Source organism: Phenylobacterium sp., from assembly GCF_031425575.1.
Lineage (GTDB): Bacteria > Pseudomonadota > Alphaproteobacteria > Caulobacterales > Caulobacteraceae > Phenylobacterium.
The window spans coordinates 14,178-30,656 of sequence record NZ_JANPJP010000354.1 but is presented as its reverse complement, the minus strand read 5'-3'; the positions used below and the strand labels follow the sequence as shown (position 1 = coordinate 30,656).

General features: G+C 69.8%; 17 protein-coding genes and 1 riboswitch. Of the genes, 10 read left to right on the top strand and 7 right to left on the bottom strand.

Annotated features, from left to right (window positions below; translation table 11 throughout):
* From RMO97_RS19715 to RMO97_RS19700, 4 genes are all read left to right on the top strand, one after another.
* Positions 1-631: lipid II flippase MurJ (locus RMO97_RS19715; protein WP_310542706.1), on the top strand; the 631-nt coding region annotated here is incomplete at its 5' end.
* A gap of 147 nt (positions 632-778) precedes the next feature.
* Positions 779-1,813, top strand: a complete 1,035-nt coding sequence (trpS, locus tag RMO97_RS19710; protein WP_310542705.1) for a tryptophan--tRNA ligase — start codon at positions 779-781, stop codon at positions 1,811-1,813.
* 55 nt (positions 1,814-1,868) lie between these two features.
* Positions 1,869-2,342, top strand: a complete 474-nt coding sequence (locus RMO97_RS19705) for a universal stress protein (protein ID WP_310542704.1) — start codon at positions 1,869-1,871, stop codon at positions 2,340-2,342.
* Between the two features lie 22 nt (positions 2,343-2,364).
* Positions 2,365-3,165 carry an SDR family oxidoreductase gene (locus RMO97_RS19700; RefSeq protein WP_310542703.1) on the top strand — a complete coding sequence of 267 codons (801 nt, stop codon included), beginning with the start codon at positions 2,365-2,367 and terminating at the stop codon, positions 3,163-3,165.
* Between the two features lie 109 nt (positions 3,166-3,274).
* On the opposite strand, the gene RMO97_RS19695 is transcribed toward RMO97_RS19700, so the two are convergent.
* Entirely contained in the window at positions 3,275-3,961 is a 687-nt protein-coding gene (locus tag RMO97_RS19695) for a MarC family protein (protein ID WP_310542702.1), read from the bottom strand.
* Between the two features lie 75 nt (positions 3,962-4,036).
* Between RMO97_RS19695 and pyrF the strand changes: the two genes are divergently transcribed.
* Complete coding sequence (pyrF, locus tag RMO97_RS19690; RefSeq protein ID WP_310542701.1) at positions 4,037-4,744, top strand: orotidine-5'-phosphate decarboxylase; 708 nt, start codon at positions 4,037-4,039, stop codon at positions 4,742-4,744.
* A gap of 4 nt (positions 4,745-4,748) precedes the next feature.
* Here pyrF and RMO97_RS19685 read toward each other — a convergent pair whose 3' ends face one another.
* Complete coding sequence (locus RMO97_RS19685) at positions 4,749-5,351, bottom strand: hypothetical protein (protein WP_310542700.1); 603 nt, start codon at positions 5,349-5,351, stop codon at positions 4,749-4,751.
* 113 nt (positions 5,352-5,464) lie between these two features.
* Complete coding sequence (locus tag RMO97_RS19680; protein WP_304780650.1) at positions 5,465-5,662, bottom strand: DUF1674 domain-containing protein; 198 nt, start codon at positions 5,660-5,662, stop codon at positions 5,465-5,467.
* 138 nt (positions 5,663-5,800) lie between these two features.
* Here RMO97_RS19680 and RMO97_RS19675 point away from each other — a divergent pair, with 138 nt between their 5' ends.
* The 5 genes from RMO97_RS19675 (at position 5,801) to purH (ending at position 11,702) form a co-directional block, all read left to right on the top strand.
* A complete protein-coding gene (locus tag RMO97_RS19675; RefSeq protein WP_310542699.1) occupies positions 5,801-6,187 on the top strand; it encodes a hypothetical protein in 387 nt (128 codons plus the stop codon).
* 56 nt (positions 6,188-6,243) lie between these two features.
* Positions 6,244-7,530, top strand: a complete 1,287-nt coding sequence (locus RMO97_RS19670) for an RsmB/NOP family class I SAM-dependent RNA methyltransferase (RefSeq protein ID WP_310542698.1) — start codon at positions 6,244-6,246, stop codon at positions 7,528-7,530.
* A 43-nt stretch (positions 7,531-7,573) separates the two neighbouring features.
* On the top strand, positions 7,574-8,239 hold the full coding sequence (gene rpe / locus RMO97_RS19665) for a ribulose-phosphate 3-epimerase (protein ID WP_310542697.1): 666 nt from the start codon (positions 7,574-7,576) through the stop codon (positions 8,237-8,239).
* A gap of 9 nt (positions 8,240-8,248) precedes the next feature.
* Positions 8,249-9,976, top strand: coding sequence for a heparinase II/III family protein (locus RMO97_RS19660; RefSeq protein WP_310542696.1), 1,728 nt, complete (start codon positions 8,249-8,251; stop codon positions 9,974-9,976).
* A 28-nt stretch (positions 9,977-10,004) separates the two neighbouring features.
* A riboswitch (ZMP/ZTP riboswitch) is annotated at positions 10,005-10,087 on the top strand.
* A 22-nt stretch (positions 10,088-10,109) separates the two neighbouring features.
* The gene (purH, locus tag RMO97_RS19655) at positions 10,110-11,702 is read left to right on the top strand and encodes a bifunctional phosphoribosylaminoimidazolecarboxamide formyltransferase/IMP cyclohydrolase (protein WP_310542695.1); all 1,593 of its coding nucleotides are present in this window, start codon (positions 10,110-10,112) and stop codon (positions 11,700-11,702) included.
* 4 nt (positions 11,703-11,706) lie between these two features.
* On the opposite strand, the gene RMO97_RS19650 is transcribed toward purH, so the two are convergent.
* The 4 genes from RMO97_RS19650 to RMO97_RS19635 all read right to left on the bottom strand — a co-directional run bounded on the left by RMO97_RS19650 (position 11,707) and on the right by RMO97_RS19635 (position 16,409).
* Entirely contained in the window at positions 11,707-11,937 is a 231-nt protein-coding gene (locus RMO97_RS19650) for a hypothetical protein (RefSeq protein WP_310542694.1), read from the bottom strand.
* Positions 11,937-14,759, bottom strand: coding sequence for a pitrilysin family protein (locus tag RMO97_RS19645; RefSeq protein ID WP_310542693.1), 2,823 nt, complete (start codon positions 14,757-14,759; stop codon positions 11,937-11,939). The genes RMO97_RS19650 and RMO97_RS19645 overlap by 1 nt, the downstream gene beginning before the upstream one ends.
* Positions 14,760-14,982: 223 nt before the next feature.
* Positions 14,983-15,675, bottom strand: coding sequence for a hemerythrin domain-containing protein (locus RMO97_RS19640; protein ID WP_310542692.1), 693 nt, complete (start codon positions 15,673-15,675; stop codon positions 14,983-14,985).
* 62 nt (positions 15,676-15,737) lie between these two features.
* Complete coding sequence (locus RMO97_RS19635; protein ID WP_310542691.1) at positions 15,738-16,409, bottom strand: glutathione S-transferase family protein; 672 nt, start codon at positions 16,407-16,409, stop codon at positions 15,738-15,740.
* Positions 16,410-16,479 lie beyond the last annotated feature (70 nt).

Sequence of the window (16,479 nt, the reverse complement as noted above, 5' to 3'; positions counted from 1 at the left end):
GCCCGCCGCCGCGGCCCTGATGGCCATGCCGGTCTATCTCACCGACGGCCTGTTCGCCCGTGGCGAGTTCACCTTCGCCGACGCGGCCTCCTCCGGCGCCCTGCTGTTCCACTACGGGTGGGGCCTGCCGGCCTTCATCCTAATCAAGATCCTGCAGCCGGCCTTCTTCGCCCGTGGCGACACCAAGACTCCAATGCGGTTCTCGCTGATCTCGGTGGGGGTCAACATCGTGCTGGGGGTGGCGCTGTTCTACACCATCGGCTTCCCCGGCATCGCCATCTCCACGGCCATCGCCTCCTGGGGAACGGTGGCCCAGATGGCCCTTCTGCTCTGGCGCGAGAGGATTTACCGCCCCTCGGCCAAGGCGACCGGAAAGGTCCTCCGCGTCACCGCCGCCAGCGCCGTCCTCGGCGTGCTGCTGGCGCTCGCCACCCACTTCCGCGCCGTGATCGAGGCCCCCCTGGCCCAGGTGGGCGGCGCCAAGGAGATCACCGTCCTGGCGGTCTGCCTGGTGGGCGGCCTGCTCTATCCGCTGCTGCTGTTCGCCTTCGGCGGCGTCACCCCGGCCGAGGTGCGCGGGGCGTTCAAGCGGCGCAAGGGTGACGTAGCCGTCTCCGTCCCCGACCTCTGACGGACTTGCCTGAAAGCTCCGCGCGGACTATTCGCATCGGCCATGGCTTTTCCGGACGCAGTCTCCTGGCGATGGCGCAGCGCCTGATCCCGCTTCCGCGGCGCGCGTTGTCGCGCCTCCAAGTCCTCTGTTTCAAAGCCTGATCCCATGACCGAACAAGCTCCCGCCGCCTATGCCGGCTCCAAACGCGTGCTCTCCGGCGTCAAGCCGACCGGCGACCTGCACCTGGGCAACTATCTCGGCGCCCTGGTGAAGTTCACCCGCATGCAGCACGAGGCGGAGACCTTCATCTTCGTCGCCGACCTGCACGCCATCACCGAATGGCAGGACCCGGCCAAGCTGACCGCCCAAACCCGCGAGATCGCCGCGGCCTATCTGGCGGCGGGCCTGGATCCCAAGATCGCCACCATCTTCCCGCAGTCGGCGGTGACTGAGCACGCCGAATTGGCCTGGATCTTCAACTGCGTGGCCCGGGTCGGCTGGCTCGACCGGATGACCCAGTTCAAGGACAAGTCGGGGAAGAACAAGGAGAAGGCCAGCGTCGGGCTGTACACCTACCCGGTGCTCCAGGCCGCCGACATCCTGCTCTACAAGGCCACCCACATCCCCGTGGGGGACGACCAGAAGCAGCACGTGGAGCTGACCCGCGACATCGCCGCCAAGTTCAACCACGACTTCGACGCGCCCGGCTACTTCCCGCTTCCCGAGCCCATCCACCAGGGCGCGGGCGCGCGGATCATGTCCCTGCGGGACGCCAGCGAGAAGATGAGCAAGTCCAATCCCTCGGACGCCGCGCGCATCAACCTCACTGACGATTCCGACACGGTCGCCCAGAAGATCCGCAAGGCCAAGACCGATCCCCTGGCCTTGCCGGAGACGGTCGACGAGCTGAAGGATCGGCCCGAGGCCCTAAACCTCGTGGGCATCTACGCCGCCCTGGACGGCCGCACGTCCGCCGAGGTCCTGACCGAGTTCGCCGGCGAAGGCTTCGGCGCCTTCAAGCCGCGGCTGGCCGACCTGGCGGTGGCCAAGCTCGGCCCGGTGGGGACGGAGATGCGCCGCCTGATGGCCGACCCCACCGAGATCGACAAGGTCTTGGCCGCCGGCGCCGAGCGCGCCCGGGCCGCCGCGGCCCCGACCCTGGCCGAGGTGAAGAAGATCGTCGGCTTCTGGGGCAGCTAAACCCCAGTCACGGAGGTGGCTTGCATCCCGCCGGGGAGCAAGCCACCGTCGGACCATGAGCCAACGCAAGTTCCTGGTCATCGCCGACGACAGCGCCGAGTTTCATGTGGCGCTGAAGTTCGCCTGCCGCCGCGCCCGCTCCACGGGCGGGCACGTCGCCCTGCTGCGGGTGATCGAGCCGGCGGTCTTCGAGCACTGGTCGGGCGTGCGCGAGGAGATCGAGCGCCAGGCCCGCGAGGAGGCCGAGGCCGCCCTGCAGAAGATGGCCGAGTTCGTCATCGCCGAGACCGGCATGGCCCCGGAATTCATCATCGAGCACGCCGACAACACCCGCTCGGCGCTGCGCAAGGTGATCGGCGAGGACCCCGACATCAAGATCCTGGTCCTGGCCGCCGCCGTGGAAGGCCGGGGACCCGGTCCCCTGGTGGCCTCGATCGCCAAGGAAGGCGTCAAGTGGGGCGCTCGCAAGGTCCCCGTGACCATCGTGCCGGGCGACCTGACCGATGACGAGATCGCCGATCTGGCCTAGATCGCGGGACGAAGAGGTTTCCATGGACCGCAAACTGGCGCTGATCACCGGGGCCTCGGCCGGGATCGGGGCGGCCTTCGCCAGGATCTACGCCAGCCACGGCTATGACGTGGCGCTCACCGCGCGGCGCACCGAGCGGCTGGACCGCCTGGCCGAGGACATCGGCCTGCGCCATGGCGTCGAGACCCTGACGGTCGCCGCCGACCTGGCCGACCCCGCCGCGCCGGGCGCCATCCTGGACCATCTCACCGCCCACGGCCGGGTGGTGGACGCGCTCATCAACAACGCCGGCTACGGCCAGCCCGGGACCTACGGCGACACCACGTGGGCGCAGCAGGCCGCTGTCCTGCAGGTGATGCTGACGGCGCCCAGCGAGCTGGCGCACCGAGTGTTGCCGGGCATGGTGGATCGCCGGTTCGGGCGCATCGTCAATGTGGCCTCGCTGGCGGGCCTGATCCCCGGCTCGGCCGGCCATACCCTCTACGGCGCCACCAAGAGCTACCTGGTGAAGTTCTCCCAGAGCCTGCACCTGGAGAACCTGGCCACCGGGGTGCATGTCAGCGCCCTGTGCCCCGGCTTCACCTATTCCGAATTCCATGACGCCAATGGCACGCGAGAAAAGATCAGCGCGTCGACCCCATCCTGGCTGTGGCTGGGCGCCGACGAGGTGGCCGCCGCCGGTTACGAGGCGGGCGAGGCCAATCGGGCCGTCGCCGTGCCGGGCGCGCCGAACAAGGCGATCGCGGGCCTGGTGAAGCTGATCCCCGACGAATGGGCCCTGGCCCTGATGGCCGCCCAGGGGCCGCGCTTCCGCAACGTCTAGACCCTTTCCGGATCAGGTTGAATCAACCTGATCGGATAAAAAGGGTCTATCTTCTTGAATTAGAGCATGTCCGGGCGGCGAACCGGTGTCCACTTGCGCCTGACATGCTCTAGTGGGCGTAGGGTGCCGCGGCCTTGCGCAGGATGACGTCGTGGGTCGAGTCGGCGATGCCGATCATCACGAACTGAACGGCCAGCGCGCAGAGGATCAGTCCCAGCACCCGGACCACGATGGTCAGGCCGATCTTGCCCAGCAGGCGGGTGATCAGCGGGCTCGCCCAGAAGGCCAGCATGGTGGAGAGCGCCGTGGCGGCTATGACGCCCACACCCACGGCGGCGCCGGCCAGGCCGAAGCGCTTGGCCTCGCTGGCATAGATGATCACCGTGGAGATGGCGCCGGGCCCGATCAGCAGGGGCATGGCGAAGGGCACGATCATCCGCTCGAAGCGTTTGCGGGCGTGGGCGCGGCCTTCGCCGATGTTGGCCTCGTCCTCCGGGTCGATGCCGGTGGACATGTTGCCGCGCACCATGTCCAGGCCCAGCAGGAACAGGATAATCCCGCCGGCGATGCGGAAGGCCGGCAGGGAGATGCCGAAGAAGGCCAGCAGAGACAGGCCCGAGAAGTAGAAGAAGGTCAGGAAGAACAGGATGAAGAAGGCGATATAGACCGCGATCAGCCGCGCATCCTTGCTCTTCACCCCCACCGTGGCCGCGGCGAACAGCGGCACCGTGCCGATCGGGTCGATCAGGGCGAAAAGGGCGACGAAGAAGTTGACCGCGAAGTCTGCCGGGCTCATTGCAGCGTCTTAGCCCAATTCGTTTCCCGCGCCGACCTCTGTGCGAGGTCCCGTGCGCCTGCCCGGAGCTAAGCCATGTCCGAGACCCTGGTTAAAGCTGATCCTCGCCTGATCATCCCGCTGGACCTGCCCACCGTGGCCGAGGCTCGCGCCATTGTGAGCGCGCTGTCCGACACCGTCAGCTTCTACAAGGTGGGGCTGGAACTGTTCGCCACCGGCGGCGGCATGGAGCTGGCGCGGGAGCTGAAGGCGGCGGGCAAGCAGGTGTTCCTGGACTGGAAGCTGCACGACATCGGCACCACCGTGCAGCGGTCCACGGCGGTCCTGGCCGACTCGGGCTGCGACTTTCTCACCGTCCACGGCGAACCCCAGGTGATGGAGGCCGCCGTGCGCGGCAAGGGCCGCTCCAGCCTCAAGATCCTGGCGGTGACGGTGCTCACCAGCCTGTCGGACGGCGACCTCATCGAGATGGGCTTCTCCGAGACGGCGCGGTGCCTCGTGGAGCGCCGCATCCATCAGGCGGTGGCCGCCGGCTGCGACGGCGTGGTGGCCAGTCCCCACGAGGCGGCCCTGGCGCGCGCCATCGGCGGCAAGGACTTCCTGGTGGTGACGCCGGGCGTTCGCCCCGACTGGTCGGCGAAGAACGACCAGGCCCGCGCCGCCACGCCGGCCGACGCCCTGAAGGCCGGCGCCTCGCATCTGGTGGTCGGCCGTCCCATCACCGCGGCCAACGACCCCCGCGAGGCCGCCATGCGCGTCGCCGCCGAGATGGCGGGGATCTAACGACTTATTTGTGCCCGCCGTGGCCGCCCTTGTGGCCGCCGCCGCAGGTCTTGCATCCGCCGCCGCCCTTATGGCCACCGCCGCCGCGGCCGATATTGATGCTGACATGGCTGCTGGAGCTGGCCGAGGCTGAGGCCCGCGCGCTGGCGCTGGCGCCTGCTCCCGCGCCGGCGCCAGCCCCGGCGAACCCGCCGCCGGCCATGTAGCCGCCACCGCCACCGCCGCCATACCCGCCCTCGGGATAGGGGCCGACGCCGTAGTCATAGCTGAAGGCGTCGCTCAGGATCAGCTCGCCGCACTGGCGGCACTCGCCGCAGCTCCGCGCGCGGCATGGCGGGGGTCCCCGATCATCGTAACGCTGGTCGTAGCGGTCCTCGTAGGCGCGCTCGTGGGCGAAGGCGCCGCACTGGCCGCAGCTGGGATAGCCGTAGTGCTGGGCCACGTCGCCATAGGTGCGCAGGCTGTAGCCGCTGCTATAGCTGGACTGGCCGCGATAACCGTCATCGTAACCGCGGCCCCGGTCACAGGGGCCGGGACAACCGGCCATGGCCGCGCTGGCGGTGAACGCCAGGGCCAAGCCCAACATCGTTCGCATTAACCAGGACATCACGCTCTCCGCCACACCTCTTCGGCGGAAACCTAGGCGGCATAAGCGGTTGCGGCGACACCTCACCCCTCAGGCGCGAAAGCCGCCGCGCGAAGGGTTAACAGGCGAGACCGTCAGAAGTCGACGGCGATGCCCTTGCGCTCCCAATCGCCGAACCGCGTGGGCTCGAGGCCGGCCGGCCCGCCATTTTCGGCGGCTAGCTGGGCCTCCTGCTCGGCGGCATGGCGGGCGGCGGCTTCTTCCAGGGCGCGGCGGGCGGCCGGCGTCAGGGGCTTGCCGGGGGCGGCGTTGGGGGGACCGGTGTCTTCCATGCCGCGATTTTACGCCTGCGCGGCCCCCCGCGCCAGTTCGGCGCAAGCGTTGCCATGGCGGACAACCCATTTTAGGGAGGCAGATCGGTGTTCGGCGGGTTGTCCCCGTCGGGCGCGCAACATTCGGGGGAGTGTTTCATGTCCAAGATTTCCGTCGCCTTCTTCGGCGCCGCCGTTCTCTACGCCCTCACCGGCATGTGCCTGGGCATCTTCATGGGGACCACCGGCGACCACAGCCTGTCGCCCGTCCACGCCCACATCAATCTGCTGGGCTGGGCGACGCTGGCCCTGATGGGGGCCTTCTACGGCCTGGCCGGCGCCCAGACGCCGACCCGCCTGGCCTGGACCAATTTCGGGGTCTCCAACCTGGGAAACCTGATCAGTCTGCCGCTGCTGGCCCTGCTGCTGAAGGGGAACACCAGCGTCGTTCCGATCATGGCCGTGGGGGAGATCCTGCTGGTCCTGGGCATGGTGATCTTCGGCGTCGCCGTCGTCTCCGTCGGCCGCAAGCCCGCCCGGGCCTAGGGAGGTCGCGCGCGTCGGGGCTTGCCTAGGGGCCGATTTGCGGGCACGCCGCCCGCGTGACCGACCTTTCAGCCTCCGACGCCGCCGGCCTGCCCGCGCGGCGCGCCGCCCTCGACCTGCTCACCGCGGCCCTCAACCGCCGCTCGGGCTTCGACGAGGCGGCCGCCACGCCGGCCTTCCGCAACCTTGAGCCCCGCGACCGGGGTTTCGCCCGCGCCCTGGTGCTGGCGACCCTGCGCCATCTCGGCCCCATCGACCGGGCCCTGGACAGCCGCATCTCCCGCGAGCCGCCGGAGGTGGTGCGCAACATCCTGCGTCTCGGCGCGGCCCAGGCCTTCGTCCTGGGCACGCCGGCCTTCGCCGCCGTGGGGACCAGCGTCGACCTGGTGGCCGAGCTCAAGGAGGGCCGCGCCTTCAAGGGGGTGGTCAACGCCATCCTGCGCGGCATGACCCGCGAGCCGCCGGACATGACCGATCCGGAGCTGCTGGCGCCGCCCTGGCTGTTCAGCCGCTGGTCGGCGGCTTTTGGTGAGCCCGCCGCCCGGGCCATGGCCACCCTGATCGCCGCCGAGCCCGCCACCGACCTTTCCCTCAAGGCGCCATCGCCGGACCTGGCCGTGGCCCTGGAGGCCGAAGAACTTCCCGGCGGAACCCTGCGCTCGGCCCTGCGCGGCGAGGTCTCCACCTGGCCTGGATTCGCCGACGGCGTCTGGTGGGTGCAGGACGCCAGCGCCGCTGTGCCCGCGCGCCTCCTCGCGGTGAAGGCCGGCGAGACCGTGCTGGACCTCTGCGCCGCCCCGGGCGGCAAGACCCTGCAGCTGGCCGCGAGCGGCGCCTCCGTTGTCGCCTTGGATCGCTCCGCCCCGCGGTTGGTCCGGGTCGCCGAGAACCTCGCCCGCATGGGACTGACCGCCGAGACCGCCACCGATGACGCCGGAAGCTGGCCCGATACGCGCAGCTTCGACGCCGTCCTGCTGGACGCGCCCTGCAGCGCGACCGGCACCTATCGTCGCAACCCCGATGTTCTCTGGGCCGCCAAGCCCGGCGATGTGGCGGCCTTGGCCGGGGTCCAGTCCCGGCTGCTGGATTCGGCGGCGCGGCGCGTGAAGCCGGGCGGCCGCCTGGTCTATTGCGTCTGCTCCCTGGAGCCGGAGGAGGGCGAGGCCCAGACGGCCGGCTTCCTGGCTCGCAATCCGGAATTCGCCCTGTCCCCCATGACGCCCGGCGAGGGCGGGGCGCCGGAGGCCAGTCTGCGGCTCGACGGGATGCTCAGGATCCTGCCACACCACCTCACCGGCGGGACCGACGGCTTCTTCATCGCCCGCTACACAAGGCGACCGTAAGGTCTGCCTTGTCCCGGCCACCCGGCCCCGTTAAGTCGGGACCATGACCGCGCGCACCCCGATCATCGCCCCGTCCATCCTGGCGTCCGACTTCGCCAAGTTGGGGGAGGAATGCCGCGCGGTGGAGGCGGCGGGCGCCGACTGGCTGCATATCGACGTCATGGACGGCCACTTCGTGCCCAACATCACGCTGGGCCCCGACATCGTGAAGGCGTTGAAGCCCCACGTCTCGATCCCGTTCGACGTGCACCTGATGATCGCCCCGGTGGACAACTACCTGGAGGCCTTCGCCGAGGCCGGCGCCGATATCATCAGCGTCCATCCCGAGAGCGGCCATCACCTGAACCGCACCCTCAAGCGCATCCGCGAGCTGGGCTGCAAGGCCGGCGTGGTCTTCAACCCCTCCACCTCGCCCTCGGTGATCGAGTGGATGATGGATGAGATCGACCTGATCCTGGTGATGTCCATCAACCCGGGCTTCGGCGGCCAGAAGTTCATGCGCTCCCAGCTGGCCAAGATCGCCACGCTGCGGGAGATGATCGACGCCACGGGCCGCGACATCCATCTGGAGGTCGACGGCGGCGTCACCACTGAGACCGGGCCCCTGTGCGTGGCGGCGGGCGCCACGGCCCTGGTGGCCGGGACAGCGGTGTTCAAGGGTGGCCCCTCGGCCTACGCCGCCAATATCGCCGCCCTGAAGGGCGGGTAGGGCCAGACCATGGCGGGCGGCCTTCCGGCTCTGTCGCGCCTGCCCGGCCGGGTCTTCCTCCTCGCCCTCGCCCAGGGCCTGAAGCGTCAGGCCCGCCGCGAGTGGGCGGGCAACCCTCTGCACCGCTGGATGCTGGCCAGGCCGCGGCCGGAGGGCCTCGCGGCCAGCCCGCGCAATCCGCGCCCGGTGAACCCGGAGGCCGGGCGCCGCATCCTCGACGGCCGTTTTGTATTCGGCGGCGCGACCCTGGAGACCGGGACCCGGGGCGATCCCTGGGACCGCCCCAGCCCCACACGGCGGTTCGCGGCGGTTCTGCACCGCTTCGACTGGATGCCGGACCTGCTCGCGGCGGGAGAGGCGGGCGCGGCGGAGGGTCTGCGCCTGACCCTGGACTGGAGCCGGGTTTTCGGGCGCTGGAACGGGTTCTCCTGGGCGCCGGACATTCTGGAGCGGCGGACCTTCAACCTGGCCTGCGCCGCTACCACCCTCTGCGCCCGGGCCTCGGACGCCGAGATCGCCCTGATCACCCTGGACCTCGCCCGCCAGGCCCGCCATCTGCTCGACATCCATGAAGGCCCGGTCCGCGCCGCCGAGCGCGCGGTGGCCGCCACCCTGGCCGGGACCGTCCTGTCGGGCGAGGCCGGTGAAAAACTTATCGATCGCGGCTTGGTTCGGCTGGAGAGCGCCCTGGCCGTCACCGTCCAGCCCGACGGCGGTCACGCCTCGCGCAGCGCCCGGGCGGCCCTGGAGCTGTTGCTGGATCTCCAGGCCCTCGATGAGGCCCTGGTGCAGCGGGGCATCGCCGCGCCCGACGAGATGATGCGCGCCATCGACCGCCTGACCGGGGCGGTGCGCTTCTTCACCCTCGCCGACGGCTGCCTGCCCGATCTGCAGGGGGGCGAGGCCGGAAGCCGCCAGTATGTCGCCGCCGCCCGCGCCAGTGAGGAGCAGACCCAGCGCCCCCCGGTGGCCCGCAACGGCTACCAGCGGCTGGAGGCCCGCAGCCTCCAGGTTCTGGCCGACTGCGCTCCGCCGGCGCAGGGGGCCTGGAGTGTGGGCGCCTGCGCCCAGCCGCTGGCCATCGAGGTGCTGGCGGCCGGCCGCCGCCTGATCGTGGCCTGCGCCTGGTCGCCTGAGGCCAATGGTCCCCAGGCCCTGCGGCTGGCCGACGCCAGCTCCACCGTGGGGGTGGGGGACGCCGCCTGCGGTGAACCTTTACGCGGCTTCCGTGCCAATGCCCTGGGGCCCCGCCTGATCGACGCCTATGACGCCGTCGCCGCCCAGCGCCACGAGACCGCTGAGGCCCTGTGGCTGGAGATGTCCCATGAGGGCTGGGCGCCGCGCTTTGGCCTGCGCCACGAGCGCCGCCTGTTCCTGGACCTGGCCGCCGACGAGCTGCGGGGCGAGGATCGGCTGACACCGGTGGCCGAGGCCACAGGCGATCCGGAAGCCCGGCGCTTTGTGCCCTTCATGGTCCGCTTCCACGTCCACCCCGACGTCCGCGCCAGCCTGGCCCGGGACGGCAAGAGCGTGCTGCTGCGGGCCGAGGGAGACGAGACCGGCTGGTGGCTGCGCAACGACGCCCAGGAAGTCGCCGTTGAAACCTCGGTCTATTTCCAGGACGGCCTGCCCAAGCGGACCCACCAGATCGTCCTGCGCGGCGCCGCCCGCCTGGACGCGGGCGCCCGGGTGCGGTGGAAGTTGGCGGCCGCGGAGGCCTGGCCTCCACCGCATTGACGGGCGAAGGCTCCGGGCCTAAACGACCCGCGACCTGCGTGACTGGCGAAACTGAGGTGGGAGACCACCGGGGAGCGCAGGGTCCATATGCCGCTCGCCTGGGCAAATTCCTCGAAACGATGAAGGATTTGCCGTGCCCGCTGCACCCGACTTCCCCAAACCTGCCGATAGAGCGCCCATTAAGCGCGCCCTGATCTCCGTCTCCGACAAGACCGGCCTGATCGAGGCCGCCAGGCTCCTGGCCGATCTGGGGGTCGAACTGGTCTCCACCGGCGGCACCCGGGCGGCCATCGCCGCCGCCGGCCTGGCGGTGAAGGATATCGCCGAGCTCACCAACTTCCCGGAGATGATGGACGGCCGAGTCAAGACTCTGCACCCCGTGGTCCACGGCGGCCTGCTCAGCGTCCGTGACGCGCCTGAACACGCCAAGGCCATGGCCGACCACGGCATCGGCGGCATCGATCTGGTCTATGTGAACCTCTACCCCTTCGAACAGACGGTTGCGGTGGGCGGCGACTTCGAAACTTGCGTTGAGAACATCGACATCGGCGGCCCGGCCATGATCCGCTCGGCGGCCAAGAACCACGGCTATGTCTGCGTCTGCACCGAGATCGCAGACCTGGAAGAGGTGCTGGCCGAACTGCAGGCCACAGGGACCACCAGCCTGGCGCTGCGCAAGTCGCTCGCCGCTCGGGCCTATGCCCGCACGGCGTCCTACGACGCGGCCATCTCCACCTGGTTCGCCGCCGCGCTGGGTGAGACCGCGCCCAGACGCCGGGCCATCGCCGGCGAACTGGTCCAGACCATGCGCTATGGCGAGAACCCCCACCAGTCGGCCAGCTTCTACCGTTTCGCCGACCCGCGCCCCGGCGTGGCCACGGCCAAACAGCTCCAGGGCAAGGAGCTCAGCTACAACAACATCAACGACACCGACGCGGCCTTCGAGCTGATCGCCGAGTTCGACCCCGCGGCCGGTCCCGCCTGCGCGATCATCAAGCACGCCAATCCCTGCGGCGTCGCCACCGGCAAGTCCATGGTCGAGGCCTATGGGCGGGCCCTGGCCTGCGACCCCACCAGCGCGTTTGGCGGCATCATCGCCCTGAACCAGAAGCTGGACGCCGCCACCGCCACTGAAATCCTCAAGCTGCTCACCGAGGTGGTGATCGCGCCGGACGCCGACCCCGACGCCGTGGCCCTGTTCGCCAAGAAGAAGAACGTGCGCCTGCTGACCACCGGCGGCCTGCCCGATCCCCTGGCGGCCGGGACCACCTTCAAGTCGGTGTCCGGTGGCTTCCTGGTGCAGAGCCGCGACGACGCCCGTCTTACGCCGGCCGACCTCAAGGTCGTCACCAAGCGCGCGCCGACCGAGGAGGAGGTGCGTGACATGCTGTTCGCCTTCACCATCGCCAAGCACGTGAAGTCCAACGCCATCGTCTATGCCCGGGGCGGTCAGACCCTCGGCGTCGGCGCCGGCCAGATGAACCGCAAGGACAGCGCCCGTATCGCCGCGCTGCGGGCCGCCGACTTCGGCCTGGATCTCAAGGGCTCGGCCTGCGCGTCCGAGGCCTTCTTCCCCTTCCCGGACGGCCTGATCCAGGCCGCCGACGCCGGCTGCACCGCGGTGATCCAGCCGGGCGGCTCCATCGGCGACCAGAAGGTCATCGACGCCGCCGACGAACGTGGCCTGGCCATGGTCTTCACCGGCGTGCGGGTCTTCCGCCACTAGCCCTTCAGGCGGTCTTCGTGTCCCACCAGCGCCACAGGGCCGCGAGGCCCCAGAAGATCTCGATCAGTCCGAAGGGCCAGGCGCCCTGCAGGAAGGCGTAGGACGAGGCCGCGAAGTTGGCGAAGGCGAAGCCCAGGATCCACCAGGGGCTTCGCCGCTCCATGATGTAGCAGAACAGGCTGGCGCAGACGGCGGCGAGGCCAAACAGCGACAGGGCGTCGAATTCAAATCCCATCAGGGGGCTTTAGCAGCTTTCCGCAGGGTGGGGCTGTCCAGATCGAGATCGGCCGCCGGGATCACTTCCAGGTCGGGCCGCCGGGCCTTGAGGCCTTCGGTGAAGCTCTTGGCGTCGCCCGCCACGATGACGCTGACGGCGGCCGGATCGAGCCTGGCGGCCGCGAAGTCCCGCACCTGGGGCCCGGTCACCGCCTCCACCTTGCCCGTATAGGCGTTCATCTCGCTCAGCGGCACGCCGTAGAGGGCCAGGTCGCCCAGGATGTCGGCCAGGCCTTCGGTGGTCTCAAGCTCGCGGCCGAAGCCTCCGATCAGCACCGACTTGCGGGCCTTCAGCTCCTCGGCGCCCGGCGGGGTGGCGGTCAGGCCCTTCATCTCGGCCAGGATCAGGTCCAGCACCTGGGGCGCGGACTCGTTCTTGGTCTGGGCGGCGGCGCGGAACAGACCGGTGGTGCGGCGTGGGGTCAGGGACGAACTGGCGCCATAGGACAGGCCGCGCTTGATGCGGATCTCCTGGTTCAGGCGCGCCGAATAGCCGCCCCCCAGCACGGTGTTGGCGACGATGCCCGGATAGTAGGCCGGGTCATCCCGGGCGATGCCGGGCTTCAGCACGCTCACCGCCGCCTGACCGGTGCCGGGCAGGTCGATGGCGATGGCCCGCGGCTTGGCCGACGGCGTGACGGCGGGGGCGGACGGGGTCGGGGTGGCGGGCTTCCTCCAGTCGCCAAAGGTCTTTTCCGCCAGGGCGAAGCCCTGGGCGGGCGTGATCTTGCCGGTCAGCACCAGGACGGCGTTGTCAGGCCGGTAGTAGGCCGCATGCAGCTTCACCAGGTCGCCGGCGGCGAACCGGGCCACCGAGGCCGGAGTGCCGCCGGGCACATGACCAAAGGCGGTGCCGGCGAAGACGGTGGGCCCGGCGGCGAAGGACGCCAGCTGGCCGGGCTCCTGATAGGCCACCGACAGGCCGTCCAGGGCCTGGGCGCGCTGGCGCTCCAGCTCCTCGGCGGCGAAGGCCGGGTTCTTGGCCACGTCGGCCATGATCGCCATGGCGGCGTCCAGGTTGCCGGGCATGACATTGAGGGTGACGGAGCTGCTCTCCTGACCGCCGCCGGAGGCCAGTGTCGCCCCGAGCGCCTCGGTCTGCTGGGCGATCTGCGGGGCGCTGCGGGTCTTGGTGCCCTCGGTGAGCATGCCGGCGGTCATGCCCGCGACACCCGCCAGGCCGTCCGGGTCGGCCCAGGCGCCGGTCTTCACAGTGAGGTCGGCGGTGACCAGGGGCAGGGTGGTGGACTGGGCGACGATCACCCGCAGGCCGTTGGCCAGGGTCTTCTCGGCCGGCTTGGGCAGGACCGGGCTCACGGAGTTGGCGAGGGGCGGCGGCGCGACGCGCTGACCCTCCGGCGCCAGTTCCATGATCGGGCCGGTGTACTTCACGGAGGCGACGACGGGCGCGGCGGCGACGGCGGCGGTCTCGCCCTTGGGCCGGTCGCTCTCGGCCAGATATCGGATGGTCATGCGGCGGTCGTCGGGCAGGTACTTGGCGGCCACCCGCTGGACGTCGGCGGCGGTCACCGCCTGCAGTTCGGCCAGTTCCTTGTTGGCCTGGGCCGCGTCGCCCTCGGTGCGCAGGGCATAGCCGAGCGCAAAGGCGCGGCCGTCGATGGTCTCGCGCTCCCGCAGCTTGCCGGCCACCAGCTCGTTCTTGGCCTCCGACAGCTCGGCGGCGGTGGGCGGGGCGTCGCGCAGGCGCTTCACCTGAGTCAGCAGGGCCTTCTCGCCCTCCTCGATGGTGTGGCCCGAGGCCATGATCGAGCCCACCGCGAACATGCCGGGCTGTTCCGGCAGGTCGGCGCTGGACAGCACCTGGGCCGAAATCTGCTGCTCGTAGACCAGGGCGTCATACAGGCGGGCCGACTTGCCCGAGGAGAGGATGGCGTCCAGCACCTTCAGCGCCGAGGCGTCCGGATCGGCCGCCTTCGGGCCCAGCCAGGTGATGGCCACCGCCGGCAGGGGGACATTGGGTCCATAGCCGGTGAAGACGCCGGGGCCGGTGCGCGCGGGCTCCACGGCGGTGACCCGCTTCAGCGGTTCGGGCGGCGCCTTGAGGGGACCCATATATTTGTCGACCCAGGCGTCCAGGGCCTTCTGCTCGAAATTGCCCACCACGATCAGGGCGGCGTTGTCGGGGCGGTAATAGGCGGCGTGGAAGGCCCGCACATCGTCGATGGTGGCGGCGTCCAGCTCCTCGATGGAGCCGATGCCAGGGCGCTTGTAGGGGTGGGTCGTGTAGCTGGCCTGGGGCAGGTAGAGGGCGAACAGCCGGCCATAGGGGCTGGCCAGGACTCGCTGGCGCAGTTCCTCCTTCACCACGTCCCGCTCGGACTTGAAGGTGGCTTCATCGACGACGAGGGATCCCAGCCGCTGGCTCTCCACCCAGAGTAGCCGCTCCAGGTGATTGGCCGGCACCACCTCGTAGTAGTTGGTGAAGTCGTCATAGGTCGAGGCGTTGTTGATCCCACCCACGTCCTCGGTGAAGCGGTCAATGCTCTCGGACGGAAGGTCCTTGGTGGCCTTGAACATCATGTGTTCGAACAGGTGGGCGAAGCCCGACCGGCCCTGAGGGTCGTCCTTCGACCCCACCCCGTACCAGACCTGCACCGTGACATTGGGGGTCGTCCGGTCGATGGACGAGTAGACCTTCATCCCATTGGCCAGCACCCGCTCCTTGTACGCGATCGGCGGAACCTGGTCGGCGGCGAAGGCGGGGGCCGCCGCGGCGATCCCCAGGCTGAGGGCGGCGGCGCAGGCGAAGGTGCGGAACATGGGCGCGTCTCGAAGGGGCTGGGTCGGATCGAACCTAGCACCCGCGACGCGAGAGGGAAGCTTACGGGATTGTCATGCGGAGACCTCTTTCCTCCCACGCAAAGCGGGGGAGGGGGACCATCCGAAGGATGGTGGAGGGGGCGGCCTCACGCTCAGCGCGCGGTCTCGCCCCCTCCACCGGCTACGCCGGTACCCCTCCCCCATGAATGGGGGAGGAAAGACCTTACGCCGCCAGGCCCAGGCCCTCGCTCAGGTGCGCGAAGTCGTCGGTCGACAGGTTCGGCTGGACGGCCACGGCCAGGATCGCGCCGAAGGCTTCGGCGGGCGCATTGGCGCGCATGGCGCTGAGCATGCCGATCCGGTCTGTACGGGTGGCGGCGGGGATCATCAGGCCGGCCACCGCCATCATCTCGTCCGGCGGAATCTGGCTGACGATGGCGTCCTCCAGGGCCATCAGCTCCTCGTCGCTGAACAGGCTCTGCAGGATGGGCAGCATCAACTGCTCCTCCTCGGCCATGTGGGCGAAGTCGTCGGCCACGAACAGGGAGAAGCGCAGATAGAGGGCGCGCAACAGCGGAGTCATGTCCTGACCTTGGGCCCGTTCGACGCGGCAGATCAGGGTCTCCAGGTCCTCGAAGCTCGCCCGGTGATGGTGGTGGGCTTGTTCGAGGCGGGCGGTGGCGCCGGGCGCGCGGGCCTCCAGGGCGGTGTGGATCACGGCGTCCTCATGGGACAGGTGACCATCCGACAGGGCGAGCTGGGCGCGCAGGTCGGCCAGGGTCTGGGCCAGGCCGGTATCGCTGGCGTCGGCGGCGCCCAGGCGGGTCAGCATCTGGCACAGCCCCAGACGGATGCCCTTGTGGATCGGGGCGTAGAAGTCGTGGGTCGCGCGGGGTTTGGCTTGGATGAAAGACATAGGAATTCTCCGCCCGCCGCGTCACGCACGGCGGGTTGCTGTGATTTGAAAGGTGGGTGAGGCTATTCGGCCGCTTGGGCCTGACCGCTTTTCAGGGCCGAGGCGAAGCCGCTGAAGCCGGCATAGGTCTCACCCCAGGAGGGCAGCTTCTTCATGCGGGCGATCCAGCGCTGGACGTTGGGATAGGGGCTGAAGTCGAAGTCGGCGGCCTCTCCCAGGGTCACGAAGGCCGCGCCCAGATAGTCGGCCAGGCTGATTTCCGCGCCGCAGACGAAGGGGCGGTCTCCCAGCATGTGCTGGTCCAGCACGGTGAGCCACCGCGGGGCGTGCTCGGCGCCGAAGGCCACCATGGCGCTGGCCAGCTCCGGGTCCAGCCCGTGCGGGATGCCGAAGTTCGGGTAGATCGTGAACAGGCAGAAGTACTCGTGGAAATTGGTGGAGAACCAGTCCAGCGCCTCGTTGACCCGGGCGCGGGCCTGCAGGTCGGTGGGATAGGCCGGCGAGCCGATCTTGTCGGCCAGATACTTCAGGATCGCCGAGGATTCGCCCAGGCCGAAGTCACCGTCCACCAGATAGGGGACGATGCCGTTGGGGTTCAGCGCCAGGTAGGCGGCCTCGCGGTGGGCGTTGCTCAGCAGGTCCACATGCTCGCGTTCCAGCACGATGCCGGCCTCCGCGGCGAACAGCATCACCGGACGGGAGGTTGTGGAGATGGGGTCACAATAGAGTTTCATGATGCGTCTTGTTCTTGTGAAGGTTGTGGGAGGCGGGGGTCTAGTTCGCCGAACGCGGGTCAGCAATCAG